Below are 26,223 nucleotides of genomic sequence, written 5' to 3' on the forward strand. Positions count from 1 at the left end.
TATTATAACAAGGAGAATGATTATGAAAAACAAAGTAATACGTTCCATCACACTTGCTTCTATCGCATTAAGTTTAGCAATTCCTATGGCATCGGTCTCAGCCGCGTCACAGCAGAAGGAAACAATCGCACCTGTTCGTGAAACAGCGAAGAATCTTGGCGCTGAAGTGAAATGGGATCAAACTTCTCACAAAATCACTCTCACCAAGGACACAACAACGTTGATACTTACCATAGGCAATTCACAAGCAATCGTGAATGGTAAATCTGTCGCCTTAACTGGACCCCTTCGCATTGTTTCTAATCAAGCCGTTATGCCTGTGGAATTCATTACGAACGTATTCGTTAGTAAAGAAACAGTATCTACCGATACCGCAGATCTGTTCTTCAATCAGTTACAAGCCGGAAATGGTGCCAAAGCTGCTGAACATCTGAGTCCCACGTTGAAACAGACCTTACCTACACAAATGCTAGATACGTTATGGGCAAGCTCTGAAAAAGCGTATGGTAAATCGATTGAAGAGCCACTTAAGTCGGAGAAAACAAATGCTGTTCATAGAAATGTAACTTACAACATCAAGTCCAACATCATTCCCTTCAGTATCACATTACGCCTGAACCAAGTAGGACAAATCGATGATTTGAATATTGCTCCAGCAACCCCATCAACTTATCAGAAGCCTTCTTATGACAATCCAGCAACCTATACGGAACAAGAAGTCACCGTTGGAAGTGGTACGTTGGCACTACCAGGAACGCTGTCTATGCCAGTAGGCAAAGGTCCCTTTCCTGCGCTTGTGCTGGTACACGGCTCTGGATCTAGCGATCGAGATTCGTCAACTGGCGGTGCCAAGCCACTACGTGATCTTGCCGTCGGCCTCGCTGCGAAGGGGATAGCTGTTCTCCGATATGATAAGGTAACTTATGAGCATACCTTTAAGGTCGCAACCAACCCTAAATTTACGTTAAAGAATGAAACTGTAGATGATGCTATCTCTGCTGTGGCGTTATTGAAATCAAATCCTATGATTGCATCTTCTGACATCTATGTCGCAGGTCATAGCCAAGGTGGATTCGCGATGCCACTAATTGTTGCCGCCGATACTGGTGGTGATATCGCAGGTACTATTCTTTTAGCTGGACCAAGTTCAAAATATGTTGATGTATTAGCGGTTCAACTTAAAGAAATCACTAGTCGTATGAAAGTATTAGGCCAAGATACTGCACCTTATGAAGCCCAAGTTGCTATGTGGTCATCCATTATTTCAACCGTAAACGACCCACAATATTCAGTCGACCATTTACCTGAGAATTTCCCAATTCAGCCTGCCTATTGGTGGTTCGAACAAAGAGATTATAAACCAACTGATCTCGCCAAGAAACAAAGTGGGCCTATGCTAGTGATACAAGGGGAGAATGACGTTCAGGTCCCTATTTCTGAATTTAATGCTTGGAAAAGTGAGTTGAAGAATAGGCATGACGTGGAATATAAATCTTATCCTAACGTGACACATCTTCTTAACTCATACAGTGGTGTTTCTACAGGTCAAGAATATGCGCTGCCTTCTAACGTATCATCGAATATTATTGACGATATTGCAGCATGGATTAAGAAGAGCAAATAATTGATGAACCTTTTTCAATAATACACAAAGAGAGAAGAGCAGAATCTATGCCCTTCTCTCTTTGCATATTCACATATAACTCTCTTTCACTTCCAAGTAACAACGACCTTCAAATCTCCGGTCTCTTCGAAGGGGCTGTGATTATAGGATATCCCCTTGATATTAAGCGTGTATAACTGTTGGAGAGCTTCGATCAATGTAGCTTCATCACCATGAAACCGGAATACGATCGACTTGTCGCCTTGTTGTATAGTGTCCTTAGCTTTCGCTTTCAATTGCAAAGAAGAAGATACAATCTCACTTTTCTCATAGAGCTGATACTGAAGATCCTTCACCAACTTCTTATAAAAGGATGTTTTATTTCCTCCCTTTTGAACAAGTGCCGCTAGTGTATTTCTATATAGTGTGGTAGCTTCTGGATACGGCTTAGACCATGTATGGTCTTTACGCATCTGTTTATCATTACGCAGATAATATTCTATGCCCACAACGTTCTTCTGATCAGGAACCGGATCATCCCAAGTTGTATCCAAGTGATACCAACTACCCGAGATGAGGACTAAATTCCATGCGTGTAGCTGGCTAGTGCGACTACCCTCTGGTGTAGCAGTCCCCTCTACGATTTTATTCTGTATACCCGATTCCTTCAGCATTTTGTACGTCAAAAGGGAATAACCTTGACACACTGCACTTCCCGTACTGAGTCCCTCATATGCGGTATATTTCTGCAACGTCTTATCATATTGAAGATGGGTAACAATCCAGTCATGGATTACTTTGACTTTCTCATGATCATTCATACCTGGAACAATGATTTCCTTCAGTACACTCTTTACCCGATTCTCCACATATGCCGTTTCTTGGGCCGTCTCGCGGTAACTGAGTTTAACCGTAACATCTGCGGCACTAGGGCTACCACGATATGAATAACCATAACTTGAAATCGTATAATTAATATATGGATCGCTCTCCATCGCCTGATCTAATGCTTGTTTCAATTGCGATTTAAGCGCCTTCGTCTTGCCTTTGTATACAAAGGTAACATTCACTTGAGTGTTATTCATAGCTTCTAGTAATATCTGTTGAATGTCACTTACGGATCTCACCACAGTAGATTTGGTAGCAGCAAAGGCCTGCTCAAAGTTCACGGTTCGTGGAACTGCAACCGCCATTAACATTCCGATTAGCAGCACTTTTACAAGTCGATAGCGACCTTCTCTCATGCATACCCTGCCTTTCTCTACTGAATTCACACAAATATTGTAACATACGTCGTCTCTCCTTCCATAACACAATCCTCGATCTCCAATATTTAAATATATGCGTAGAATAAATGAAAATTCCCCTTGCTACCTTATCCGACCGTTTTCACTTCTCCACCGTTGCCCATTTGCAGGAATGACTTAACTATAATTCGCATTTTCGCCTTCTTTTATAGCGTCACGACGGAAGAATTTCGTTATAATAGAAATAACGATTGTGATTTTAGTCATATTATTTATGAAATGGAGAGAGGTTCCTTGACCTACGTTGATACTTCTAATATCTCGGCACAAATGTTCATCACTGTATTATTATTTTTGCTGGTGATTGCTCCATTATTCAGCCTCGCCATCTTGCGATTCTTCCAAGCCAAGCGTAAGTCCGGATTTACGCTAATCTTTGCAGGTGTACTTACGTATGTAGTATTCCAAGCCAGCATGCTGATATTTTTTTGACAAGGCTAAATGAATAGTTGGTCATCTTAAAATTCAAGCTTTCACATCTAGTGATGTCATATAACATATGACATCTTAACCTAACCTAACTTATCTTATTATGGTACACAAAAAAAGGCTTCACCCTCCTCTAATTGGAAGGTGAAGCCTTTCTCCATTTATTAATTAAGCTTCTGGATTCAATGCTTTATTGAACTGTGTCGTATTCATACCCACGATCTTATGTTCACCAATAACAGTAACGGGAACAGCTCTAAGTCCCATATCCCATACTTGTTGAGCGAAGTCATCATTTGTCTCAATATTACGTTCTTCATATTGAATCCCTTTGTCAGCCAAATATCCTTTCACCTGACGACAATGAGGGCAATTCGAACTTGTGTACACGATAACATTTTCCATGATAATCTCTCCTTTATTTGTGCTGTTCTTACTTCTTCAAACCTTATACTGCCTAACATACGTACTCTCATTCGCTATATTAAATCTTAACCTCGCTATATTCAAGGCTTTCAATATACTTTTCACAGTCCATTGCTGCCATACAGCCACTACCAGCTGCCGTAATCGCTTGTCTGTACTTCGTATCCTGAACATCACCACAAGCGAATACGCCTGGGATATTTGTCTCAGATGTCCCTGGTGTCACAACAATATATCCATTCGCATCTGTTGTAATTTTCCCACCTAGAAATGCTGTATTCGGATGGTGACCGATCGCTACAAACACTCCACTTGCTTCAATCAGTTCTTCTTCACCTGTCTGATTGTTGAGCACTTTAAGACCATTGACACCCTTCTCACCTGCAGATACTTCAAGTGGCGTACGATTCAGAGACCACTCTACTTTATCGTTAGCACGAACACGATCCTGCATAATTTTCGAAGCACGTAATTCTTCACGACGGTTAACTAGGGTTACTTTGGATGCGAATCTAGTCAGGAAGTTGGCTTCCTCAAGTGCAGAATCACCGCCACCGATAACTACAATCTCTTTCCCACGGAAAAAGAATCCGTCGCACGTTGCACATGTACTTACGCCACGTCCGATATTATCCTGCTCACCAGGAATACCTAGATACTTAGCTGTCGCTCCAGTGGAAAGAATAAGCGTTTCTGTCACTAATTCTCCGATTCCCTCTACATTCAGCTTAAATGGACGATTCTCTAGCTCTACACTATTGACCCATCCTGTTCTGAACTCTGCACCGAAACGTTCGGCTTGTTTACGCATGTTATCCATCAATTCAGGACCCATAATACCATCAGGGAAGCCTGGGAAATTCTCAATTTCAGTCGTTGTAGTTAATTGTCCACCTGGTTGTGGTCCTTCAATAACGAGTGGTTTCATATTCGCACGAGCCAAGTAAATGGCAGCGGTTAATCCTGCTGGACCTGTTCCAACAATAATAGATTTGTACATATAGGCTTCCCCCAATAAAATAATAGTGTGTGTAAAATATATTTCAAATTCTTAATTATAATAATTATTATCTAGTAACTATTATGTTTCAAAAACACCAATATGTCAACATATTTGTTACAGATCATCTGAGAAGTCGTAACCCATTCAGAATCACTAATATAGTGCTTCCCTCATGTCCTATCACGCCTAGCGGAAGAGCAATATCTCCTATGAAGTTACTAATAATAAGAATTAGAATGATGCTGATCGAGAACACCATATTTTGCTTAATTACCCTTTGGGCACGTCGTGCAAGCTTGATGGTACTAGCAATCTCCTCAATGTTATCATTCATAAGAACGACATCTGCTACTTCTAAAGCTGTACCACTTCCGTTCATTCCCATACCGATCCCAACGGTTGCCGTAGCCAACGCTGGAGCATCATTAACGCCATCTCCTACCATAACCACATGCCCATATCTCACCCTTAATTCTTTGACATGGGCAACTTTCTCTTCCGGCTGAAGATCTGCATAAATCCAATCTACACCAATCTGCTCACCAATGACTTGTGCTGTATCTCGGTGATCTCCCGTAAGCATAGCTACACGAATACCTAATGATTGCAGTGATTGCACAGTTCGTACCGCCTGTGGTCGTATCGTGTCCTGTAATGCGATCAACCCCGCTACTTGATCACCCTCCATTATAATAGATACGGTCTTCCCTTGCGCAATGAGGCGACTTCTCTGATCTATCCAGATCGAGTTCAATTTATCTGTAGAACCATCTAGAATATCACATTTGCCAATTCTCCACAGGCTTCCATCGACCTCGGCAGACATTCCCCAACCCGTCAACGATTGAGCGTTATCAACAGCTTTCAATTGGAGTCCCTCTCCCTGTGCTTTTCGCAATATTGCCTTTGCAAGCGGATGTTCAGATAACTGTTCTACAGAGGCGCATATGGCAAGTAAATCATCACGTTCGTAACGCTCATCCACAATAAAATCTGTCACCTGTGGCGTTCCCATCGTCAATGTCCCTGTCTTATCAAAAGCTACCACAGATGTCAGCGCCATGTTCTCCACATGAGCTCCACCTTTAAAGAGAATCCCTTTACGTGCACGATTGGAGATCGCCGATAACATAACTGGCATAATCGATGAGACTAATGCACATGGAGAGGCCACGACAAGGAACACCATAGCTTTATAGAATGCCATTCCAAAGCTCCATCCAAGCACGATAGGTAGTAGCACGATGATCGCTAACGTTACCGTAACTACAACACGTGCATAGAACGATTCAAATCGTTTAATAAAGCGCTGAGATTGAGGTACTTCACTTTCCGCTTCCTCGACAAGTCTGATGATTTTGGCAAACACCGTAGATTCAGCCGATTGTGTCGCTTCGACATACAATACACCTTCGCCGTTGAGCGTACCGGCAAAGACAATATCCCCAGTCGTTCGATCGACAGGAATAGCTTCACCTGTGATAGATGCTTGATTAACCGCAGAGAATCCCCGTTGAATACAACCATCTGCTGGAACCAATTCGCCGGGCTTAACCAGAAACAAATCTCCAATCTGTAGCTCTTCAATATTTACCTGAATCATCTCACCATTCTCAATCTTTAGAGCGGTCTCTGGTTTCAGTGCCATTAGCGAAGAAATATCTTTCTTACTCCGCTCCATGGTGTAACTCTCTAATGCGCCGCTTAATGCAAATATAAAGATAAGCAAAGCACCCTCATTCCAGTAACCGATTGTAGCTGCACCCAATGCTGCGGCAATCATAAGTAGATTCACATCGAGTTCATGTTCCTTGACTAACGTATGAACCGCTTCTCGTGCTGTCGTCCATCCGCCTATTGCATAGGCTGCAACATACATAAGAACGGATAGGTATTCGGCCCAATGTCCGATTGACCATGCTAATAAAGTAAGCAATCCACTTCCTAATGCAGCAAGCATCTCCTTATTGCGCAGCATACTACGTAGATCAAATCTTCCCCTTTTATGAGGATTCGGCTGATTACCCATTTTCCGCGCAACAAACGGCACCTTCCTTGTTAAAACTTTCAGAGTATTGTCCATATTAATCACCTTTCACTTGAGAATGAATTGCATTATTATCTCCCTAAAAATGACACATGCTGCTCCGGGTATCCGGAGCAGCATGGTAAATGAGAATGAAAATCATTTCTTGTACACATACAATTATTTTTCCCTATGGCAACTTTATAGCTGTATTATATTCCTTTATAGATGCCAAGTAAATAGGCAACATTCTACGCTCGCAAGAAGCAGTAATATATCCATGTAACATAAATTTGTTCATATGTTCTAAAAAACCTGAAGTTGATCAACGTGTCACAGACAACGTTCTCACCTTCAGGTCCCTCTTATAGATCTATAAATGAATTCCTATCACTTTCACCATTAATTCAAATTGTGCCGCAGCTATGCGCATAACCGGTACTTCCTGAGGATCACAACTAATCTGATCCATTCCGAGAGCATAGATCGCAGGAAGATCCCCACTCGTTAAATGCCCTACGGCTCTAATATGAATACACGGATGAATCTGCCGAATATGATGAAAGATTCCTATGTTTGTTGAATCAACCAGAGAGGTCCCTTGTCTTTCGTCCCATTCCACTACCAATAAGTTCGTAACACGTGCCAGATCTGACGCAATGGCTGATCGGATATTCCAAGGGATTAATGCCCCTACTCTATATTTAATTGAACGGCGCATATGTCCGAGTGTCTGTTCTGCAACTTGATCAATGAAATAAATACCATTCGCAAATTGTTCCGCACTAGCTGGATGTGTCACTAATATATCCACGTTACAATCGATTCCCTGTTGTTCACACACGCGCATCGCCCGAAATAAAGCTTCGATCTGAATATCTTGAATACCAACAGAAGAATACGAGTAGGTTGGGAAATTGAATGTCGGCATCAAGCTTATTGACACGGGTACACCCTGAAGTTCATGCAATATCGATTCCCACTGTTCTTGAAGCAGACATAATAATCGTCGTTGCAGAGGCTCAGCGATTCTCTCATCATTTATCCATCCGTTGGGAACAATGCTCTTTAAGTGTTCTACCTTCAATAATTCTTCACAACGTACTAATCCTAACCCACTAACGCCCCTGAATTTCCCTACCCACATCTCCTTCAGAGTTATCCCTTCAGTAAATACCTTCAACCTTCTTACTTGATCACTCCATATGAGTAACTTCTGAAAGGGCGACATGTCTTCATAACCTTGATCAGAATTGACGATATCTCCTACAATCGTACGAATGCAATCAGTATCTATACACATTATTGCTTCTTCCCGAGATATAGTTCCTATCTCAACGAGCTCAACAAGTGAGCGCATCTCGGATAATGAACTTGCTTTGACAGCTAGATGATCAGCAAGTGTACTGTAAAGGTCCCCTTCACTTCGGAACAAATCATCGACTTGCACCCAACCCTGTTCATTCTCAGCCACAGCTTGCTCCTGACCACTTAGGGAGTATAGCGCTTTCATATTGCCGATACTTGAACATCCTGTTGTTCCCCTGTAAGGATAGTGATCCTCTTTACCGTTCATAATCGCTGTCCACCCTCTTTTCACATCGAAATAACGAACATACATAAGCGTATTAAGCCAATATTAAAAATATACAGCCATTCCCCATTTATACATAAAAAAAGGCACTTCCCACTCCTTCCGGAGAGGAAAAGCGCCAACATATATGAATTAATTTCTATGAATGAACACCAGACTGCATTGCCTAAGTGACACTCACTTATTTCTGGCTAGCTTGAATGGCCTGTTCCAAATCATTCAGAATATCATTAATATTTTCTGTTCCAACGGACAAACGAATCATTTCTGGCTTAACACCAGCTGCTACTTGTTCTTGCTCAGACAATTGTTGGTGTGTCGTACTTGCAGGGTGGATGATCAGTGACTTCGAATCTCCTACATTCGCCAGATGGGAGAATAGTTTTACATTCTCGATTAATCTACGACCCGCTTCTGTACCACCCTTAATTCCAAATGTTAGGATTGCGCCTTGACCTTTAGGTAAATATTTCTTAGAGAGTTCATGTGAAGGATGACTTTCAAGTCCTGCGTAGCTGACCCATGATACGTCAGCATGATTCTCTAAATATTGCGCTACCTTAAGCGCATTCTCACTATGACGTTCCATACGTAAATGAAGCGTCTCAAGACCCTGTACCAACAACCAAGAATTGAATGGGGATATCGAAGAACCCAAGTCTCTTAGCAATTGAACACGAGCTTTGATAATATAAGCAATAGGACCTACAGCTTCTGTATAGACTACGCCATTATAGCTTGGGTCTGGTTCAGTAAGACCTGGAAATTTACCACTAGCTTTCCAATCGAATTTACCAGCGTCAACAATGACACCACCAATAGATGTACCATGACCTCCAATAAATTTCGTTGCTGAGTGAACAACAATATCGGCGCCATGTTCAATTGGACGTAGCAAGTAAGGACTCGGGAATGTATTATCAACGATCAGCGGAAGACCATGTTCATGAGCGATGTTCGCAACTGCTTCTACATCAAGGATATTTCCTTGAGGATTACCTACCGTCTCTGCGTAAAGAGCCTTGGTCTTATCCGTAATCGCTGCACGAAAGTTCTCTGGATCATTAGAATCTACAAAATGAACCTTGATTCCCAATTTCGCTAATGTATTAGCAAATAGATTATACGTTCCTCCATATAGACTAGACGAAGAAACGATCTCATCACCTGCTCCAGCAATGTTAAGAATCGAGAATGTAATCGCTGCTTGACCCGATGCTGTAGCTAATGCACCTGCGCCGCCTTCTAGAGCAGCAATCCGTTGCTCGAACACGTCCGTTGTAGGATTCATGATTCGAGTATAAATATTACCGAACTCCTTAAGCGCGAATAAATTCGCAGCATGTTCACTATCATGGAATCCATAAGATGTCGTCTGGTACAATGGAACTGCACGCGATAACGTAGTAGGGTCAATCTGCTGGCCAGCATGAACTGCCAAGGTTTCAAACGATAAGCTTTTTTCTTCGGACATGATGAATCCTCCCTTATCTATCATAGTAATGATGGTATAATACACTTACTGTACACTTCCACATTTTCTCATAAATAAGTAGATTTGAACAGACAAATTCATACTAAACACATCAGATAAACTTAGATTATTCTTTCCATACAATAAGCTACATCACATTCGCAAAACAAAAAAACTGGCTTCCTTCTCATATGAGCAGGAAAACAGTTTAATTTTGTACACTGTACATCCAAATATTAATAACTTCCTTGCGATTGTTCTCCGTTAGCGATAGCTACGCCCCCGCTTGTACCAATTCTCGTTGCACCAGCTTGTATCATGATTTGCGCATCTTCAGCACTTCTCACACCACCTGATGCCTTAACACCTATATCAGGGCCTACCGTAGCACGCATCAATGCGATATCTTCTTTTGTCGCTCCACCTGTAGAAAAACCTGTAGAGGTTTTGACATAATCAGCACCCGCTTTAACAGCTAACTTACAGGCACGTACCTTCTCTTCATCCGAAAGCAAACAGGTCTCAATGATGACCTTCGTCAGTGCTTTTCCATTCGCCGCTTGAACAACCGCCGCAATATCTCGTTCCACTAATGCATCATCGTTACTTTTTAAAGCGCCAATGTTAATCACCATATCCACTTCACCTGCGCCATTTGCGATCGCATTGGATGTTTCGAACTCCTTAACCTCAGGTGTAGAAGCGCCCAGTGGAAACCCAATGACTGTGCATACTTTCACTTCAGGTGTATCCTTCAATATGGCATGAGCGGTTGCAACCCACGTCGGGTTCACACACACGGAAGCAAAGTTGTGAATTTTGGCCTCTTCAGCTAATTTCTGAATATCTTCCTTCTTTGCATCAGGCTTTAATAACGTATGGTCAATCATTCTTGAAATAGATTGTTGGTTCATAATTAAAGCCTCCTATAGTTTCACCATTATTCTTGTCCTTCAAATACCCTCTATATTATGTACCAATAAACGAAAATACCCTCTATCCATAGGATAGGGGTATCATATATCTAGACGTTAAGCTTACTCAATTGAATCTAAATATTCTGTGATCTGAGTCGGAGTTTTGGCGAATTTACTATGTAAGTGCGCCTTCTTCTCGCCATTTCGGTACACTAACAAGCTTGGAATTCCACGAACATCATTTTCTTCAGAAATATTAGGGAATTGTTCAACATCCAGTGCATAGAACTTTTTGTCGGGATTATTCTCAATAATGCCGTCCATAAATTTATCTAGCGTTTTACAATCTGGGCACCACGTTGCATCATATTTAATGACAGTCCATTCATCACCTTGTGTCAGTTGACGGTACTGTTCTTCTGTTTGGATTCTTTCCATTTTGTCGCTCCCCCTAAGTATGAATCATTTTATTATGAATTATGCAATGACAAATTTCACATGATCACAACATATTTACTTTATCATACCGATTATTTATCCTTTTGCAAACTCAGTATGCTCCATAACGATAAATCCCAACCCAACTCTTTGGCTTTCTACTCATTTTAGAGCACACAAAAAAGCGTAATCACACCCTGAAAGGGCTATGACTACGCTTCTTCTTCTTTTTGCTTACAATTTATTTAAAATTTCAGTTAACACAGGTACAACTTGTAATTTTCGTGATACGACACCTTTAAGTAAGGCTTTGTTATCAACCAATTGGACATCATACGCTTGTTCAACCGCATGTGCTACACTTCCGATTGCTAATGCTACGGAATCGTTATTAAGAATATCTGTAACAACAAATACGAATAGATCCAAGCCCTTCTCAGACACTACACTAGCTAGCGCAACTTCTAATTCAGCTTGACGCACCAATACATCATTTGTATCCACCGCATTGACTTGAGCGATCTCAACTTTGTAGTTACCCATTTGAAATTCTTTCGCATCAAGTGAGATTAATTCTTGGATTGTCTTTTCACTAAGATCTGCACCTGCTTTAAGCATTTCCAGACCATACGTTTCCAAGTTCACACCAGCAATTTCAGCTAGTTCTTTCGCTGCTGTTACATCTTCATCTGTGCAAGTTGGGGATTTCAAGAGTAAGGAATCTGAAATAATAGCAGATAACATTAATCCTGCGATTTCCTTACGGATCGCTACACCCTTTTCTTTGTACATTTTATTTAAAATGGTTGCTGTACAGCCTACTGGCTCTGCACGGTAATATAAAGGATGACTCGTCTCAAAGTTCGCAATACGATGGTGATCGATAACTTCAATTACACGAACATTATCAATATCACCAACACTTTGCTGGCGCTCGTTATGATCTACTAGAATAACTTCTTCTACTTCATTAGATACCGTCTCAACAAGGCGAGGTGCTTCCACATTGAACTGATTGAGTGCATATTGTGTTTCGCCATTAATCGTACCCAAGCGTACGGGTTCCGCATCTACACCTAATGCTTTCTTTAGTTCAGCATAGGCAATTGCCGAGCAAATTGTATCTGTGTCTGGATTTTTGTGTCCAAAAATAAGAACCTTCGTCATAATAATTATTCTCTCCCTCTCGTGGTCAATATAAGAATATGCAAGCATGATTGTCCTGTTATTTAATTATAACTTCAAATCCTTCTTAATCCAATTCCTTTACAGTGAATAATTTAAAAATAGTTAAACAGCCTTTGTAGGTAGTTCATTGCTTGGCATATTCAAGGATTCTTCTGGATGTCTAACCATAAGTATAAACCCTAACGCTACCAGCATACTTGCCGATGCACAATAGAATAATATGGCGTATCCAAAGCTATCAATCATCAACCCTAGCAGTGGTGGAGAGGATATTGCTGCTAAAGAGGATACCAAGTAATACAGCCCCGTCCGCGTACCAATACTCTCTTCTTTGCCCGTTGAAATGATGAAAGGATACGAATTGATATTAATGCATGCCCAGAACATACCCCCAAGGACCAATAGAAGACGAAGGAGTAGCAAATCTTTCACAAATATCACGAGACCAAAGACAACAAACAGACCACATATGCCCGTAATAATCATTTTAAATTTACCAAATCGATTACCTAGAAAGCCACTTGGAATAGCAAACACTACAAATGCTAATGAGAAGAAGGTCAGAGAGAAAGAAGAAGCCTTCTCGCTAAGTCCTAAATAATTTTTTCCATAGAGTGTAAATAGCGTTTCAACCCCTTGATAGGCGACGAACCAGAAGAAGATCGCTGCTAGTAAAAATAACGTTGTGCGGTCGAGTTGCCCCTTCAATGATATACGAGGTTTTTTTCCAAGGACAGGTGTATCCAAAGGTGGTGTTATCACAGAATCTCTTGATTCCCGTATCGTGCGCGAGACAATCAATAGACAGATAAGGGTCAACAATCCGGCAACAATAAAGGGTAACGATCGATGGTAGTCATACAATATGGAGCCTACTCCAAATGCAATGACAGCACCTACACCACCCATGAAATTAATGATCCCATTTGCTTTGGTACGCTTATCCTCTAATGTAGTATCTGGCATCAATGCCACCGTAGGCGATCGATACAAACTCATGGACAGATTCATCAGTATCATAAATAGTAAGAGCGTGAAGAGTCCCGTATGGAAGGGAATAATAGCTGTGAAGATCGCAGCCAAGGGCATTCCGATGAGTAAATATGGCATTCTTCTACCATATCGCGTTGTTGTACGATCACTTCTGTTCCCTATCCATGGTTGTAGAAATAACGCAAAATAGTTATCGATGGTCATCAAGAACCCGACGACAGCTACGCTTTGTACGTAATGTTCAAGAAAAAAAGGAACAAAGGCATTATATAATGCCCATGTAATACTAATACTAAAGAATCCAAAACCCAGGAGCCACGTTTTCTTCATACGCTCACTCTCCTTTAGTGGATAATAATTCAGCTAATCGTTCAGGGTAGTCTGTTATGATCCCTGAGACACCAGCTTCAATCAATAATTTCATCCGCTCTGGCTCATTGACAGTAAAAGGACAGTATTCTTTACCATGTTCCGTAGCTTCCAACACAAACTCAGGTAACACGGCATAATGATAGGCATGAAGGGCATCTGCACCTAATGTGGCAGCATAATCCCACGGACGGAATAACCCTTCCATATATAGAATTCCTGTCCGAATTTCTGGTGCAATACTTTTACAGAACGCTAAAGAGTAATGATTAAAGCTTGAGAACACAACCTGATCAGACATCTCATATTTCCGTACAAGATCGATGACCCTTTCCTCCATGCCTGGATACATGAAAATGCCGTTTTTTAATTCAATATTTAATATGGTGTCACGTTGATGAAGCAATCTCAACAATTCTTCTAGTGTAGGTATTCTTTCGCCTTCAAAGGACTCTCCGAACCAAGAACCAGCATCTAATACAGATAATTGTTCAAATGTCATGTCTTTCACATAACCTGACCCATTTGTAGTTCGATTGATCGCTTCATCATGGATGAGCACCAAATGTCCGTCTTTGGTCATTTGAACATCCGTTTCGATCCCTGTTGCCCCAAGTTCAAGACTCTTAACAAAGGCGGCCATTGTGTTCTCAGGACATACTGCTGATGCACCTCGATGCGCATAGTTGATTACCTTCTTCATCCTCCGTACCCCCATATATCGTAATTAACTATCGTTAATATTATAGTTTCTATTGTAGTGAAATACATCATCAGAATGTAAAAAATGACATTTTGATTGCGATAGCAATCTTGAAGAACTATAAAAAACAACCTCAATCTAAAGATCAGATTGAGGTTGTTTCTGGAACATTGGATACAGTATGCGATACTTATTTCTCTTTTACAGTGACCGGCTCACGAAAAAAGTATTTCAATAATGGAGGAGTTACCAACGTGGTGAGAATAACCATGATGATGACTGAAGTGTAATATTCCGGTAAAAGGAGACCCGCCTCCAAGCCTGTTGCCGCTATGATTAAAGCTACTTCACCTCTTGATATCATTCCTGCTCCTATGGCAATCGAAGACTGTCTACTGAATCCAGTGATACGTGCTCCAAGTCCTCCACCTATCCATTTGGTCATAATAGCAACCAATGAGAGAAGAATTAGAAATCCAATTTGTTGTCCAACACCTACAAAGGATACATTAAGTCCAACACTTACGAAGAAGACAGGGACAAATATGGAATACGCGATGGGTTCTATTTTCTGTTCCACAGCGTGTCTAAATGATGTCTGTGAAATCGCTATGCCTGCTGCAAATGAACCTATAATACCTGCCATACCCATCATTTCTGCAAAATAAGCAAAACCAAAACAAATCACTAAAGCTGCTGTAATCGTGGCTTCCGTTACTTTCAGCTTTGAGAGTAACTTCATAATCTTCGGCACAAGGAATGCGCCAACGACAATAATAATGACAAAGAACAATACTTTCTTACCGATAAGTAAACCTAGGTTCACATCTGCTCCCGTTCCGAGTAAGCTCATCATTACGGCTAACAGAATAACAACCAGCACATCATCTACTACCGCAGCTCCCAGTATGGTCGTACCTTCACGGGAATTCAGCTTATTCATATCTTTTAGTACTTGAGCTGAAATACTAACGGACGTAGCACTAAATATGACCCCCATAAAGAGCGCATAGCTACTTGGGAACCCAAATAGTTCAGCGACAGCAAACCCTCCGACAAAGGGAAGGAATATCCCCCCTACCGCAACAGCAAGAGCTGATTTCCAATCCTTCCGAAGTTGATCCACATCCGTTTCTAGCCCGGCTATAAACATCAGCAACAACACACCGATTTCCGACATGTAATGAATAAAGTTACTATCATTTGGAATCCAACCTAATAACGCTGGCCCTAATACAACACCAATAATCAGTTTACCCAATACAGATGGCTGACCTAATCGAACAGATAGATCTCCCGCTACTTTCGTAAAGAATAAAATAAGTACAAGATACAAAACAAATTCCATACTCCATCTCCCTCTCTATAACTAAAATGCCCTCAAATATTGCTTCTTATGAGGTTGGAAACAACAAAAAAGAGGAGCCCTTAAAACCAAGGCTCCTCAAAAATAAACAGGAGGAGCCCTTGGTGACAGGCTCCTCCGTAAATCAACACAAACATATAATTAAGCTTATGTTCTAATTATAAGGAAAACTTATATTTTTGTAAACCTTTTTACATTTACACTTGTCTCATCAAGTTACTTTATTTTAAATCGAGACGCTGCTTCCATCAATTCTTGGCTCATTTTGTCAATGGTTACGACCATATCTGATAAATTTTGTACCATAGCTGATTGATCCTTGATCGTAGCTGTTACTTCTTCTACGGATGCAGACACTTCTTCTCCCGAAGCTGATAGACTTTGTGCAGATTCTAACACCGTGTTCTTGTTATTCTCAATATCAGTCATTTCTTCAGCCATCGGTCTGATTTGATCTGTAATCTCAGTAACATTGCGCCATATCGTATCAAATGCCGTTTCCGTTTGACTAACAAATTCATTCTGCTTGATTGAGATATCTCTAATTTCTACCACACTTCGATTATTCGCAACAACGTACTGAAGTGTTTGTTCGATAATTGCATTAATCTCACCCGACTGCTTCGAGCTCTGTTCGGCCAGCTTACGAATTTCTGTAGCAACTACCGCAAAACCTCTTCCGTACTCCCCTGCTCTTGCTGCTTCAATCGATGCATTTAGTGCGAGTAGATTGGTCTGAGCTGCGATATTCTGTATCGCCCCTGTGATGTCATTGATGTTCCTTGAGCTCTCTTCAAGCTTAGATGTAATAGAAGAAATCTTACGTACTTCTTCTTCATTCTTCTGATTATTCTGAATCAAGTGACCGATAACCTCTTTATTGCGGTTAAAGACATCAATAATATCCTCTGCACTATCTTTAACAGACTGTGATCTCGTATTGATATTATTGATCTTGTCACCTATCTCATTAAATCTATCTACGATTTGCTCTGTGTCATTAGATTGAGATTCAGTCGCTTTGGCAATCTCCATCGTTGTTGTAGCCGTCTCTTCAATGGAATTCGCAGTTTGCTTGGATGCTCTCTCCAACTCTTGCGTGCTCATATTTAGAACATCTATTGTACTGTTCATGTTAGAAATGAGCTGTCTATTCATATTCACCATCACATTGAAACTATCAGCTAGCTCCTTGAACTCACTGTTGTACCTTCCCTCTGCTGAAATCGTTAAATCCCCAGAAGCTAATTTTTTGAATAAGTTCGTAAGTCTTACGATCGGTTTAGTAACGATCCTAGATATGATAGTTCCAACTATACAAGCAAGTATAAGAGCAAATATAGTGACTACAGCAATCTGTCGGAACAATTGCTGTAATGGTTTTTCAATATCCTGATAACTATCCTCGACGACAACCGTCCAATCTGCAATCGGGATTTTGGAGTAGCGCATATATTTATCAGGGTGATCAATATTATCTCGTAATATGGTTTCCGTTGCCTTTTCTTTCATTAAATCTACTATTTCGGTTGCTTCCACTTTCTTACTTACAGCTGATTCATCTTTGGAATGATATACTACAGTTCCTTCGCGACTTAGGATATATATAATTCCTTCTTCGTTGATGCTAATACCTTCGAGCTCATTAACGAAAAGGGATGCGTCTATATTACAAGTTAATACACCTAATATTGTACCATCATCATCTTTAATGGGTTGTGCGAATACAACGATTAAACTATTAGTCGACTTAGATAAAAGTGCATCACTAACAAAGGATTCCCCCTTTATCGCTTTCTGAAAATATTCCCGTTCAACGGCGTTAATCCCAATCGACTTCGGACTATTACTTGCAACGACAATACCTTTTTTATCCAAAAGAACTAATGTCTGAATACCCGTAGTTCCTTTTATACTTTTCGTTAGAATGTCATTCGATTTCGTGAATAATTCATTTTGTGATGACAGGAATTCCTTGTCAGGTAGTTTACTCTCATTTCTTGCTTTCAGTAAATCTTTAAACGAATTATGAAGAGATAGTACATATGTTGACTGTTTCTCTAATTTTACCGTTGAGAATAAATTCTCCCCAATACGATCCGCATTCGCATTCATTTCATCTTTACTTTTATTAAGAAGTAAATTTGATCCCGCCAAATATAATACGGAACTTGTTCCAACTAGTACAATAAGAACAAGCATACTGACATACAGAGGAAGCTTTATTCTTAAAGATACATTCCTCATTCTCTGATTCCATTCTCTAAATCTCTTCATCCGATATAACCCCTCTGCTGTGTCTAAATATTGATAGATGTGATAATCATCACGCTTTTAATAGATATCGGATGAATTATGTCATTTTATAAGTACAGAAATAAAATAATCGTCACTCCATCAAATAGAAGGAATTCAGCGGTTAGTTAACTTTCGGTCTAATTTTATATAAAAGGAATGTATTGACAATCACCTTATTTGCTTGTATGGTTAATTACATAAGTAACTAACCTGATCTTAGGTGTGAACAAATATGGAGGTTGTGATGTAATGGGATTCTCAATAGATGATAGCAGACCGATTTATATGCAGATTGCCGAACGAATTGAAAATGATATCATTCAAGGGCAATTACCAGAAGAATCACAAGTCCCCTCAACGAATCAATTCGCGTCTTTCTATCTCATCAATCCCGCGACAGCTGCAAAAGGTGTAAATCTGTTAGTAGACCAAGAAATTCTGTATAAGAAACGGGGAATTGGCATGTTCGTTGCGTCCGGATCACGTATGAAATTGATGGAGAAACGTAGAGAGCAATTTTTCGAACAGTATGTCGTGACAATGATTCGGGAGGCTGAGAAGCTTGGAATCACAGCAGAGGAATTGACAAATATGATTCGGAGAGGGGATAAATCATAATGCGCACTGTAGTGAAAGTCAAAGGGCTTACCAAAACCTATGGAAATGTAAACGCGATTCAAGACGTTAGCTTCTCGATAGAATCGAACAAAATATATGGGCTGCTTGGAAGAAATGGAGCCGGTAAAACGACCCTTATGCATTTAATCACCGCACAACAATTTGCTTCAAGTGGGGATATACAAGTTTTTGGTGAGCATCCCTATGAGAATAATCGGGTGCTCAGCCAATGTTGCTTCATCAAGGAAAGTCAGAAATATCCGGACAACTATCGCATTAATGATTTACTCGAAGTCTCTTCGTTCTTTTTCCCGAATTGGGATCGTGACTATGCTCACACTTTGATCGAACTATTCGGACTTCCTCTAACAAGGAGAATCAAGAAATTATCAAGAGGAATGTTATCATCCATAGGCATTGTTGTCGGACTAGCAAGCCGAGCACCTCTTACCATGTTTGACGAACCCTATTTGGGACTTGATGCCGTAGCTAGAAGCTTGTTCTACCAGCAATTGATAGAGGATTACGGTAAATACCCCAGAACCATTATCTTGTCCACTCACTTGATTGATGAGGTAAGCCAAATGTTAGAGCACGTAATGGTTATTGACAATGGCAAGCTCATTATTGATGAGGATGCTGATGAACTTCGTGGATCGGCATTTACGGTTGTTGGGCCTGCAACATCTGTAGAGTCCTTTATCGTTGGAAGAAATGTGATTGATCGCAAACCGTTTGGTGGTCTACTCTCAGCTACACTCATGACAAGACTAAGTGTCAGAGACCAACAACAAGCTGCTACTCTTGGACTAGAGATTAGCTCGATCTCATTACAGCAACTTATTATTCATATGACGAACGGTAGCTTAGATGGAAAGGTGGCAATGGACCAATGAATAGAACGATGAGTGTATTACGAATGCATGCTAAGAACAAGATGATGTGGGTTTACGTTCCTATATTCATTTTATGTATCAACTTCGCTGTGAATCTACTTATCAGTCTTCTTCTTATTGATCCGCCCCCGATGTATACGGGAGGGATTATACAACTCTACGTATATATGTTTGTAATGGGAATCATCATCATACCTCAAAGTTTTCCCTTGGCACTTGGCTTAAGTGTCTCTAGAAAGAATTACTTCTTAGGTACCACAAGCATCATCATTCTAGTAAGTACTGCTTTTGCATTTCTATGGTGTATAACTGCCCAAATCGAACAACAGAGCGATTATTGGGGTGGCAATTTACACTTTTTCACCATTCCCTACTTAAATGACGGTACCGTATTTGAACAGTTCTGCATCTATTTTATCTTGATGATGAATTTCTATTATGTAGGATTAGTGATATCCAGCGTACACCGTCGTTATGGAAACATTGGCCTGCTCGTGTTGTTCATATGCTGTACACTATTATTGGGTATAGGTGGATTTGCCTTCTATTACTATCAATGGTGGATTACACTCATTCGTTGGCTGAACGATATCTCTGCATTTCATATATCGCTCTGGATGATTCCTTTCGGCCTCTGTTGTGCTATGCTATCCTATTTGTTACTGCGTAAATCAACTGTATAATTCCAAACAGAAAAAGTTGCCCAGCATCGTCCTGGACAACTTTTTTTAATTCATTTCAACAAAAAGACATCCCAATATAGTTATCCACAATTTGGAATGTCTTATTAACATTAACATCTACTTATTAACAATATATACCTGTTTTATCCACAAAATCATCCTAGTTATTAACATTCGTGTTAACAACTAACGCTTTATACGCATAATGAGACTTATGATGAGACAATACAACCCCACCGATGTTGATATTCCTCAAGCTTGGGATGAACATCACGAGGGGCGTCTGTTAATAAAAGTCGAATCTTAACAATCCATTCATCAAAAGAAGAGAATGAAGCAATCAGATTCGCCATCTCTGGTGTTATGTACAGAAAATATGGCGCTTTATATTTCTCCGATAGGAGCCGAAGAGCAGAATCCATAGGTGTATATTTCTTCCGCTTTCCTTCCCATCCCTCAATCACCACTGCTTTCGTGTGGCCACGATCGTGCTTCCATTCATATAACCGCTTCTCTCGCTTGTGAAAAGCACTTGCCGGTTCTTTTCTCATCCGCCTTACCGTCTCCTCATGTAGAGGATATAACACAAGCTTATCAAATGAATATTGCTCCATATGCTGGACTGCAAAATCTAATTGAACATCTGTCGTGTTTTCAAAAGTATCATAATAAATTAATGTGCCCTTTTGTTTCTCCTCTTGCGGTTCGTAACCAAATGGTACGGATTCATTGTTCCGACTCATGCCTTTCCCTCCTATAGCGAGTGTGTTAGCGGCGTGTACCTTTTAAGATAAGTGCTCTTTACAAAAAGTATCCACCAATTCAAGCTCATCATCTTCCAAATCGAACTCAACATAGTTCCCTGAAGTTCTTTCATGAAGCTCATATTTCACGATGCCTGTCCGAGTCTCTTCAACGGTGTAGATCACTCTTGCATTCAATCCGTTCTCGAAATATAATTCATCGTCCTCTGGAACATCCAGTTCAAGAATGAACTCGTAGCGCTCTCCCGTCAAAATCTTGAACGGGTCTTTAATCAAATTTACTGTATGATTCGTAATCGTTAACATAATAGTCATCCTTTCAAATCCCTTAAGAGGGAACAATACCTCATCATACCATTATTATGATCTAAATTGAATTACCTATCCAAATACATAAGACTCTATGCATGTAGTATTTGTCATTTGGTTCAAAATAAATAACTAATTATAATCCATACTTAAGTTTTCATCATCCGCAATGCTTTGAATGTCTTCCGAGCTAATATTGATATATCGATATCCGTCTTTGTCTTGCTTCTTTAAGGCCTTCTCTTTAAAATACTTTGGACTTCCTTCCCCTGCATCTTCGTCGTATACAAGCAAAATACCATCGGTCTTTCTAAATAACAAATCATCCCTCGCTGTGAACTGCCAAATCCCGTCGTAAGGTTGTTTACTTACTGCAGCATAATAATCAACGCGATCTAATATGCCATTATAATAATCTTTCTTAGTGTCTTTCCATTTCTCTTCCTGATTCAAGAACGCTGTGATGATGGATAGTTTCAATTGAGGATATTGTTCTTTTAATTCGATAACTACTTCACATGCCCATAAATCCACGCCATATTGACCCGGCGTAATGATCCATTCTAACCCCTCTTCAATAAGAGGAATCAATTTCCGAATGATAGCTTTCTTGATATAAGGAATACCTTTATGTTTCTGATCATGAATATTCAGTTCATGTGCCCGATAACCTGTAACGAGGAGATTCTTCATTTCTAAGCTCCTTTTGAATATCTTAAGTTTCTTAAATTTCTTTAGAACCCGTTCACTTCAATCTTTTCAGTATAGATTCCCTCCTGCTCACTGTCCATGATTACCATGTCATTACATTGGTTCAACATCACCCCACTACGATAAGAGCTTATCTTCCCCATGGTTATTGTCTTGATTCATATAAAAAGAACCTAGCTCATGAGCTAGATTCTTTTCCGTTTCTTACTTCTCGCTGTGTGTATCTCTAGTGATGCAAGTTCTCTAGCCGTAAGTTGACGAGCATAAGCCCCTGGAGACTTATCCGTATTCACCTTTTTGATGCATCCTGATCCCTCAGGCCACGCTATTTGTGTTCCGAATATCTGCATCGCCCAGTTAACGGGAAAAGCTACGGATGTACGACCATCGTCACTCCCTGCAAAGTTCACAGCTGCAGCATAATGATCTGCCTTTCTTAGCCACACTGATCCTGAATCGCCTGGAAGAGATACCGGCTTCCTTCCTTTGATAACCGTCTGATTCTTAAAATTAAGCATCCCTATATTATCCCCGTAATCAATTTGAATATCTGTATTTATTGAATCTACCACTCCGTTTACCAGCCCCGATGTACGACCTACTTTCTTAAATCGTTCACCTACACGATACGTAGTTACATACCCTGGAAGAACACCAACCGTTGCATATCGAGGACTCAATAAGCAGTTTGCACGTGGGATAGCTAGTGCTATATCCACTCTATTAATTTTGTTTTTTTGTAATTTCACATATCGATATAATCGTCCAACGGTATCTCTTCCCAACCGTCCGTTATCTGCTCCTCCGGGTTGTAATATCTCTGTGAAGCTACTTGAATTCGTTGGATTTAAGACATGATTATTACTAAATATATAGCGTTGATTAGCTTTTGGTACATTCGTGACGATCAAACCTACGCTACCAGAACCACCCGTAGTACCGACACTATACCCTGCGGGGATAGGACGTATTCTTTTTTTATAATCTACATAAGCATGCATCTTTCCTGATTTCACAAATCTAACAGGCACAGTTACTGCTTTGCCTTTTACCCTCATCGTCATAGTGGATGAAATTCTAAGCATTGTAGGAGAGAAGCTAGTGATATAGATAATGACAGCTGCGCCTTTCTTCGGGTTCTTAGGATCATGATACCCTACACCAATACCATGTACATCAGATCTTGCTAACATTTGGCGAGACATCCGTTCTTTCATTGCATGTGCCGCTAAAAAAGTGGCCAATATCCATCACCTTTTTCCATTTGATACGCTATTGTATTCGACGTGATGTATTTGTTCATAGGCATTCAAACATTTCCTGAAAAGGGATGATCACACAGCAAATCCTAACAAGTTCTCGTTAAATATTTAATCCGCTTTCTATTCATCTAATTTACGTATTTGTTTTCTGTCACAGAATGTTCAATAATTAATGAAAGACACACAATATTCACAATTAATTTGTGAACAATTTAAGGAGATGACGGTATATGGTAACCCCTAAAAGTAAACGTGACAGTCAAATATTTCTTATCTTTGTAGGTATCGGTGTATTTTATGCCGCATTTTATAGTATATTTATTCTATATTCTATTCATGGTCAATAACCTATTTCATAGGATTCATTTAACAACAATGACCATCGGAGGTATCATTCATGATGCATCCTAAGCGATCTCCATTAATGAGGTTAACGAATATACCTTATATTCATTAACCTCATTAATAGAATCGCTTTTTATTTATTCACACTGTTTAATCATAAGAGACAACAGTAGAATGGTATGCCATCAAGAATAGGAAAATTTGTACTACCACTTGTATTGTATAAGTCAGTATAATGAATTCATCTTATACAATTGAGGGGTACATATGTCTGAAACACAGCGTATTGACTGTACGAAATGTTCCTTTTATTACGTCACCTGGGATCCACAACAACCTAAAGGATGTAAAGCCTTCGGTTTCAAAACAAAAACCATGCCAAGCACTGCTGTTCTCTCTTCTTCTGGCAGACCTTGCATGAGCTTCGAGCTTAAAGAACGACTACGTTGATTAAGAAAAAGAAAGAGCCGAGGAATACAGGCTTGATCACCTGGATTTCCTCGACTCCTCTTTTGTACTCATGTGTAATTAGAATGTCTCTGCATTTTTTAACGCATGGTCCCAACTTGGAAAATAAAACAATGCATTCCGCATTAATTCAGGATCACTTTGCTTCACTTGTTTCTTGCCTACTGTTTCTCCATTGGATTGAAGCTTCCTGATGCGCTCAATAACCTCATCGGCTCCTAGCGTAACGTCCATTAGGTTTCACTCCTTTCCTATATTCGGATCTCCTCCATAATTTCCCCATTTGTTTGTTGTTCTATACAAGAGTCTTGCTTACTCCATAATTTTCTCATCATAACAGCACATGGAGTAATTCTATCTTCTTATCGAACAGAACAACAAAGAGAAGCCCTCCCTACCACGTTAACAGTGGCATTGAAGGCATCTTTACATGTTAAGAAAGTTATATTACCTTATCGATTGATTTAATATAGTACGGATATATTGCAACCGTTCCGCGTCAATGGCCTTCATCGGATCGCCACCTTGTCTTACGGCTGAACCGAAATGTACGCGGCTTACACCGGAGTGCTGAAGGAAAGATTCGAGGCTTTGTCCAGTTAAGCCTGCACCTGCCAAAATCGAAATGGATTTACCAACCGTCATACTCGTAAGCTTCGCAAGTTGATCCGCACCTTCGAGTGCAGAATGACTTCCTCCAGATGTAAGTATATCTACTATCTGTGGATAACGCAGAAGTATATCTAACGCCTCTAATTGATCCTGAACCTCATCAAATGCACGGTGGAAGGTAACCTCCATACCGTCTGCTGCATCCAAAAGGTACTGCAGATTCACTTCATCTATCGTTGCGTCTTGTTTAAGCATCCCTATGACAATGCCCAAACCTCCAATCGAACCAATCTCTTTGATATCACGTCTCATCGTTTCAATATCTTCTTGATCATAATAGAATGAGCGGGCATGAGGCCTCACCATAACCCTTACGGGAATAGACACTGCCTCCCTAACTCTATCTATAAGTCCTATACTCGGCGTCAAGCCACCTTCACGTATAGCCGTAATCAGTTCAATCCGATCAGCGCCTCCGCGTTCTGCCATAATGGCATCCCCAACTGTGGTCGCAATCACTTCTAACAGCATTTCATTGACCTCCTTAATCATAATCATATGTGCCGCTCTGATGATCTTCTTACTCATGTTGTACATACATTGATAAAAGGTAACCTCTTAACCACGGCCTGGTTAATCACTTCAACAACTTGTGGTGTAGGGTTTCATTAAACTTATGAGAAGGAGCTCGCAAGTCGCTCCATCGCTTACACGTCGTAGCTGACAAGGTAATGCTGTAATTCCGTATTATAATGTCCAATACTGTATTCAATGACTCTACCTTCGGAATCGTAAGAGTACCTGAGCCTCTTTAAAAGAGGAGTCCCTTCTGGAGTACCGAGAAGGGACTCTGTTTCCACAGATGCAATTGCAACAGTAAATTGGTCCCGAAAGCTCTCAAGTTCAATATTATGTTCTTCGATGAGATCATACAAAGACTGAATATCTAACCCTTCTAAATCTACATTTGGAATGTCGGAAGTGAGAAAGTGAACGTAATGGATGTACGGCTTCCCGTCCAAAATATAAAGTCGATCCACTCGTACGCATTGCTCACCGAACATCTCAAATAACTCCGTGTCCGTGTCATTGCGAACTAGCTCTGAATCCAGCATTTTTTTCTCAATTTTATGGCCTTCACCGACCAATATTTCCGTAAAATTCTTTCCTTTTGACCATTTGGTAAATGCGGTGTTGCTAATGACCTTCGTACCTATTCCGCTGCGCTTGTCCACATACCCCTCTTGAACAAGCTTTTGAATCGCATTACGAACTGTCATCTTGCTGACATTAAATTCGTTCTCTAATTGTGGTTCTGAAGGTATTATGGCTCCGAGCGGATACACACCTTGCAAAATCCGATCTTTCATAATCTTCTTTATTTGGAGATATAATGGCCCTTTTTTGCGTGTAATAGCCAT

General features: G+C 40.3%; 25 protein-coding genes. 5 read left to right on the forward strand and 20 right to left on the reverse strand.

Annotation, left to right across the window (positions count from 1 at the left end; genetic code table 11):
• Positions 1-22 precede the first annotated feature (22 nt).
• Positions 23-1,624 carry an alpha/beta fold hydrolase gene (locus BW961_RS24225; RefSeq protein WP_244556051.1) on the forward strand — a complete coding sequence of 534 codons (1,602 nt, stop codon included), beginning with the start codon at positions 23-25 and terminating at the stop codon, positions 1,622-1,624.
• Between the two features lie 86 nt (positions 1,625-1,710).
• Here the strand turns inward: BW961_RS24225 and BW961_RS24230 are convergent, their stop codons facing one another.
• The 13 genes from BW961_RS24230 to BW961_RS24295 all read right to left on the reverse strand — a co-directional run bounded on the left by BW961_RS24230 (position 1,711) and on the right by BW961_RS24295 (position 18,113).
• The gene (locus BW961_RS24230; RefSeq protein WP_068590786.1) at positions 1,711-2,847 is read right to left on the reverse strand and encodes a transglutaminase domain-containing protein; all 1,137 of its coding nucleotides are present in this window, start codon (positions 2,845-2,847) and stop codon (positions 1,711-1,713) included.
• Between the two features lie 660 nt (positions 2,848-3,507).
• Positions 3,508-3,744: a glutaredoxin family protein gene (locus BW961_RS24240; RefSeq protein ID WP_068590790.1), complete on the reverse strand. Its 237-nt coding sequence runs from the start codon at positions 3,742-3,744 to the stop codon at positions 3,508-3,510.
• A 79-nt stretch (positions 3,745-3,823) separates the two neighbouring features.
• A complete protein-coding gene (trxB, locus tag BW961_RS24245) occupies positions 3,824-4,765 on the reverse strand; it encodes a thioredoxin-disulfide reductase (protein WP_068590793.1) in 942 nt (313 codons plus the stop codon).
• Between the two features lie 124 nt (positions 4,766-4,889).
• The gene (locus tag BW961_RS24250; protein WP_394327649.1) at positions 4,890-6,797 is read right to left on the reverse strand and encodes a heavy metal translocating P-type ATPase; all 1,908 of its coding nucleotides are present in this window, start codon (positions 6,795-6,797) and stop codon (positions 4,890-4,892) included.
• Positions 6,798-7,167: 370 nt separating this feature from the next.
• Positions 7,168-8,370, reverse strand: coding sequence for a hypothetical protein (locus tag BW961_RS24255; RefSeq protein ID WP_068590795.1), 1,203 nt, complete (start codon positions 8,368-8,370; stop codon positions 7,168-7,170).
• Positions 8,371-8,569: 199 nt separating this feature from the next.
• The gene (locus tag BW961_RS24260; RefSeq protein ID WP_068590797.1) at positions 8,570-9,862 is read right to left on the reverse strand and encodes a homocysteine synthase; all 1,293 of its coding nucleotides are present in this window, start codon (positions 9,860-9,862) and stop codon (positions 8,570-8,572) included.
• A 236-nt stretch (positions 9,863-10,098) separates the two neighbouring features.
• Entirely contained in the window at positions 10,099-10,776 is a 678-nt protein-coding gene (gene deoC, locus BW961_RS24265) for a deoxyribose-phosphate aldolase (RefSeq protein ID WP_068590798.1), read from the reverse strand.
• 123 nt (positions 10,777-10,899) lie between these two features.
• The gene (locus tag BW961_RS24270; protein ID WP_068590801.1) at positions 10,900-11,217 is read right to left on the reverse strand and encodes a thioredoxin family protein; all 318 of its coding nucleotides are present in this window, start codon (positions 11,215-11,217) and stop codon (positions 10,900-10,902) included.
• A gap of 234 nt (positions 11,218-11,451) precedes the next feature.
• On the reverse strand, positions 11,452-12,384 hold the full coding sequence (locus BW961_RS24275; RefSeq protein WP_068590803.1) for a manganese-dependent inorganic pyrophosphatase: 933 nt from the start codon (positions 12,382-12,384) through the stop codon (positions 11,452-11,454).
• Between the two features lie 123 nt (positions 12,385-12,507).
• Positions 12,508-13,728, reverse strand: a complete 1,221-nt coding sequence (locus BW961_RS24280) for an SLC45 family MFS transporter (RefSeq protein ID WP_068590805.1) — start codon at positions 13,726-13,728, stop codon at positions 12,508-12,510.
• 4 nt (positions 13,729-13,732) lie between these two features.
• Positions 13,733-14,470, reverse strand: coding sequence for a glycerophosphodiester phosphodiesterase (locus tag BW961_RS24285; RefSeq protein WP_068590807.1), 738 nt, complete (start codon positions 14,468-14,470; stop codon positions 13,733-13,735).
• A gap of 190 nt (positions 14,471-14,660) precedes the next feature.
• Positions 14,661-15,818 (reverse strand): cation:proton antiporter, encoded by a 1,158-nt coding sequence (locus tag BW961_RS24290; RefSeq protein WP_068590808.1) that lies wholly within the window; start codon positions 15,816-15,818, stop codon positions 14,661-14,663.
• Positions 15,819-16,052: 234 nt separating this feature from the next.
• Complete coding sequence (locus BW961_RS24295; RefSeq protein ID WP_068590810.1) at positions 16,053-18,113, reverse strand: methyl-accepting chemotaxis protein; 2,061 nt, start codon at positions 18,111-18,113, stop codon at positions 16,053-16,055.
• A gap of 270 nt (positions 18,114-18,383) precedes the next feature.
• Between BW961_RS24295 and BW961_RS24300 the strand changes: the two genes are divergently transcribed.
• The 3 genes from BW961_RS24300 to BW961_RS24310 are packed head-to-tail and all read left to right on the forward strand — an operon-like array spanning position 18,384 to position 20,331.
• Entirely contained in the window at positions 18,384-18,752 is a 369-nt protein-coding gene (locus tag BW961_RS24300) for a GntR family transcriptional regulator (protein WP_068590812.1), read from the forward strand.
• The gene (locus BW961_RS24305; protein WP_068590814.1) at positions 18,752-19,648 is read left to right on the forward strand and encodes an ABC transporter ATP-binding protein; all 897 of its coding nucleotides are present in this window, start codon (positions 18,752-18,754) and stop codon (positions 19,646-19,648) included. Before BW961_RS24300 ends, BW961_RS24305 begins: the two co-directional genes overlap by 1 nt.
• Positions 19,645-20,331 (forward strand): hypothetical protein, encoded by a 687-nt coding sequence (locus BW961_RS24310; RefSeq protein ID WP_068590817.1) that lies wholly within the window; start codon positions 19,645-19,647, stop codon positions 20,329-20,331. The genes BW961_RS24305 and BW961_RS24310 overlap by 4 nt, the downstream gene beginning before the upstream one ends.
• 212 nt (positions 20,332-20,543) lie before the next feature.
• Here the strand turns inward: BW961_RS24310 and BW961_RS24315 are convergent, their stop codons facing one another.
• The 4 genes from BW961_RS24315 to BW961_RS24330 all read right to left on the reverse strand — a co-directional run bounded on the left by BW961_RS24315 (position 20,544) and on the right by BW961_RS24330 (position 23,362).
• Entirely contained in the window at positions 20,544-21,074 is a 531-nt protein-coding gene (locus tag BW961_RS24315; protein WP_068590819.1) for a hypothetical protein, read from the reverse strand.
• Positions 21,075-21,116: 42 nt separating this feature from the next.
• Entirely contained in the window at positions 21,117-21,401 is a 285-nt protein-coding gene (locus BW961_RS24320; RefSeq protein ID WP_068590821.1) for a DUF6509 family protein, read from the reverse strand.
• A gap of 135 nt (positions 21,402-21,536) precedes the next feature.
• On the reverse strand, positions 21,537-22,097 hold the full coding sequence (locus tag BW961_RS24325) for an SLOG family protein (RefSeq protein WP_068590823.1): 561 nt from the start codon (positions 22,095-22,097) through the stop codon (positions 21,537-21,539).
• Positions 22,098-22,300: 203 nt separating this feature from the next.
• Positions 22,301-23,362, reverse strand: a complete 1,062-nt coding sequence (locus BW961_RS24330) for a chymotrypsin family serine protease (protein WP_068590826.1) — start codon at positions 23,360-23,362, stop codon at positions 22,301-22,303.
• A 627-nt stretch (positions 23,363-23,989) separates the two neighbouring features.
• Between BW961_RS24330 and BW961_RS24335 the strand changes: the two genes are divergently transcribed.
• Entirely contained in the window at positions 23,990-24,172 is a 183-nt protein-coding gene (locus tag BW961_RS24335; protein WP_076577016.1) for a uracil-DNA glycosylase, read from the forward strand.
• A gap of 78 nt (positions 24,173-24,250) precedes the next feature.
• On the opposite strand, the gene BW961_RS30700 is transcribed toward BW961_RS24335, so the two are convergent.
• The 3 genes from BW961_RS30700 to BW961_RS24345 all read right to left on the reverse strand — a co-directional run bounded on the left by BW961_RS30700 (position 24,251) and on the right by BW961_RS24345 (position 26,223).
• Positions 24,251-24,424, reverse strand: coding sequence for a hypothetical protein (locus BW961_RS30700; RefSeq protein ID WP_169810143.1), 174 nt, complete (start codon positions 24,422-24,424; stop codon positions 24,251-24,253).
• A gap of 213 nt (positions 24,425-24,637) precedes the next feature.
• Positions 24,638-25,333 carry a copper homeostasis protein CutC gene (locus BW961_RS24340; RefSeq protein ID WP_068590939.1) on the reverse strand — a complete coding sequence of 232 codons (696 nt, stop codon included), beginning with the start codon at positions 25,331-25,333 and terminating at the stop codon, positions 24,638-24,640.
• A 176-nt stretch (positions 25,334-25,509) separates the two neighbouring features.
• Positions 25,510-26,223: a GntR family transcriptional regulator gene (locus BW961_RS24345; RefSeq protein ID WP_068590828.1), complete on the reverse strand. Its 714-nt coding sequence runs from the start codon at positions 26,221-26,223 to the stop codon at positions 25,510-25,512.

Source organism: Paenibacillus macquariensis, assembly GCF_900156375.1.
In the GTDB taxonomy this organism is placed as follows: domain Bacteria; phylum Bacillota; class Bacilli; order Paenibacillales; family Paenibacillaceae; genus Paenibacillus_AQ; species Paenibacillus_AQ macquariensis.

Bases quoted from the DNA above. Each gene is read 5' to 3' on its own strand.
- BW961_RS24225 (WP_244556051.1), top strand. From the start codon at position 23: ATGAAAAACAAAGTAATACGTTCCATCACACTTGCTTCTATCGCATTA.
- BW961_RS24230 (WP_068590786.1), bottom strand. From the start codon at position 2,847: ATGAGAGAAGGTCGCTATCGACTTGTAAAAGTGCTGCTAATCGGAATG.
- BW961_RS24240 (WP_068590790.1), bottom strand. From the start codon at position 3,744: ATGGAAAATGTTATCGTGTACACAAGTTCGAATTGCCCTCATTGTCGT.
- trxB (WP_068590793.1), bottom strand. From the start codon at position 4,765: ATGTACAAATCTATTATTGTTGGAACAGGTCCAGCAGGATTAACCGCT.
- BW961_RS24250 (WP_394327649.1), bottom strand. From the start codon at position 6,797: ATGGGTAATCAGCCGAATCCTCATAAAAGGGGAAGATTTGATCTACGT.
- BW961_RS24255 (WP_068590795.1), bottom strand. From the start codon at position 8,370: ATGAACGGTAAAGAGGATCACTATCCTTACAGGGGAACAACAGGATGT.
- BW961_RS24260 (WP_068590797.1), bottom strand. From the start codon at position 9,862: ATGTCCGAAGAAAAAAGCTTATCGTTTGAAACCTTGGCAGTTCATGCT.
- deoC (WP_068590798.1), bottom strand. From the start codon at position 10,776: ATGAACCAACAATCTATTTCAAGAATGATTGACCATACGTTATTAAAG.
- BW961_RS24270 (WP_068590801.1), bottom strand. From the start codon at position 11,217: ATGGAAAGAATCCAAACAGAAGAACAGTACCGTCAACTGACACAAGGT.
- BW961_RS24275 (WP_068590803.1), bottom strand. From the start codon at position 12,384: ATGACGAAGGTTCTTATTTTTGGACACAAAAATCCAGACACAGATACA.
- BW961_RS24280 (WP_068590805.1), bottom strand. From the start codon at position 13,728: ATGAAGAAAACGTGGCTCCTGGGTTTTGGATTCTTTAGTATTAGTATT.
- BW961_RS24285 (WP_068590807.1), bottom strand. From the start codon at position 14,470: ATGAAGAAGGTAATCAACTATGCGCATCGAGGTGCATCAGCAGTATGT.
- BW961_RS24290 (WP_068590808.1), bottom strand. From the start codon at position 15,818: ATGGAATTTGTTTTGTATCTTGTACTTATTTTATTCTTTACGAAAGTA.
- BW961_RS24295 (WP_068590810.1), bottom strand. From the start codon at position 18,113: ATGAAGAGATTTAGAGAATGGAATCAGAGAATGAGGAATGTATCTTTA.
- BW961_RS24300 (WP_068590812.1), top strand. From the start codon at position 18,384: ATGGGATTCTCAATAGATGATAGCAGACCGATTTATATGCAGATTGCC.
- BW961_RS24305 (WP_068590814.1), top strand. From the start codon at position 18,752: ATGCGCACTGTAGTGAAAGTCAAAGGGCTTACCAAAACCTATGGAAAT.
- BW961_RS24310 (WP_068590817.1), top strand. From the start codon at position 19,645: ATGAATAGAACGATGAGTGTATTACGAATGCATGCTAAGAACAAGATG.
- BW961_RS24315 (WP_068590819.1), bottom strand. From the start codon at position 21,074: ATGAGTCGGAACAATGAATCCGTACCATTTGGTTACGAACCGCAAGAG.
- BW961_RS24320 (WP_068590821.1), bottom strand. From the start codon at position 21,401: ATGTTAACGATTACGAATCATACAGTAAATTTGATTAAAGACCCGTTC.
- BW961_RS24325 (WP_068590823.1), bottom strand. From the start codon at position 22,097: ATGAAGAATCTCCTCGTTACAGGTTATCGGGCACATGAACTGAATATT.
- BW961_RS24335 (WP_076577016.1), top strand. From the start codon at position 23,990: ATGTCTGAAACACAGCGTATTGACTGTACGAAATGTTCCTTTTATTAC.
- BW961_RS30700 (WP_169810143.1), bottom strand. From the start codon at position 24,424: ATGGACGTTACGCTAGGAGCCGATGAGGTTATTGAGCGCATCAGGAAG.
- BW961_RS24340 (WP_068590939.1), bottom strand. From the start codon at position 25,333: ATGCTGTTAGAAGTGATTGCGACCACAGTTGGGGATGCCATTATGGCA.
- BW961_RS24345 (WP_068590828.1), bottom strand. From the start codon at position 26,223: ATGGCTATTACACGCAAAAAAGGGCCATTATATCTCCAAATAAAGAAG.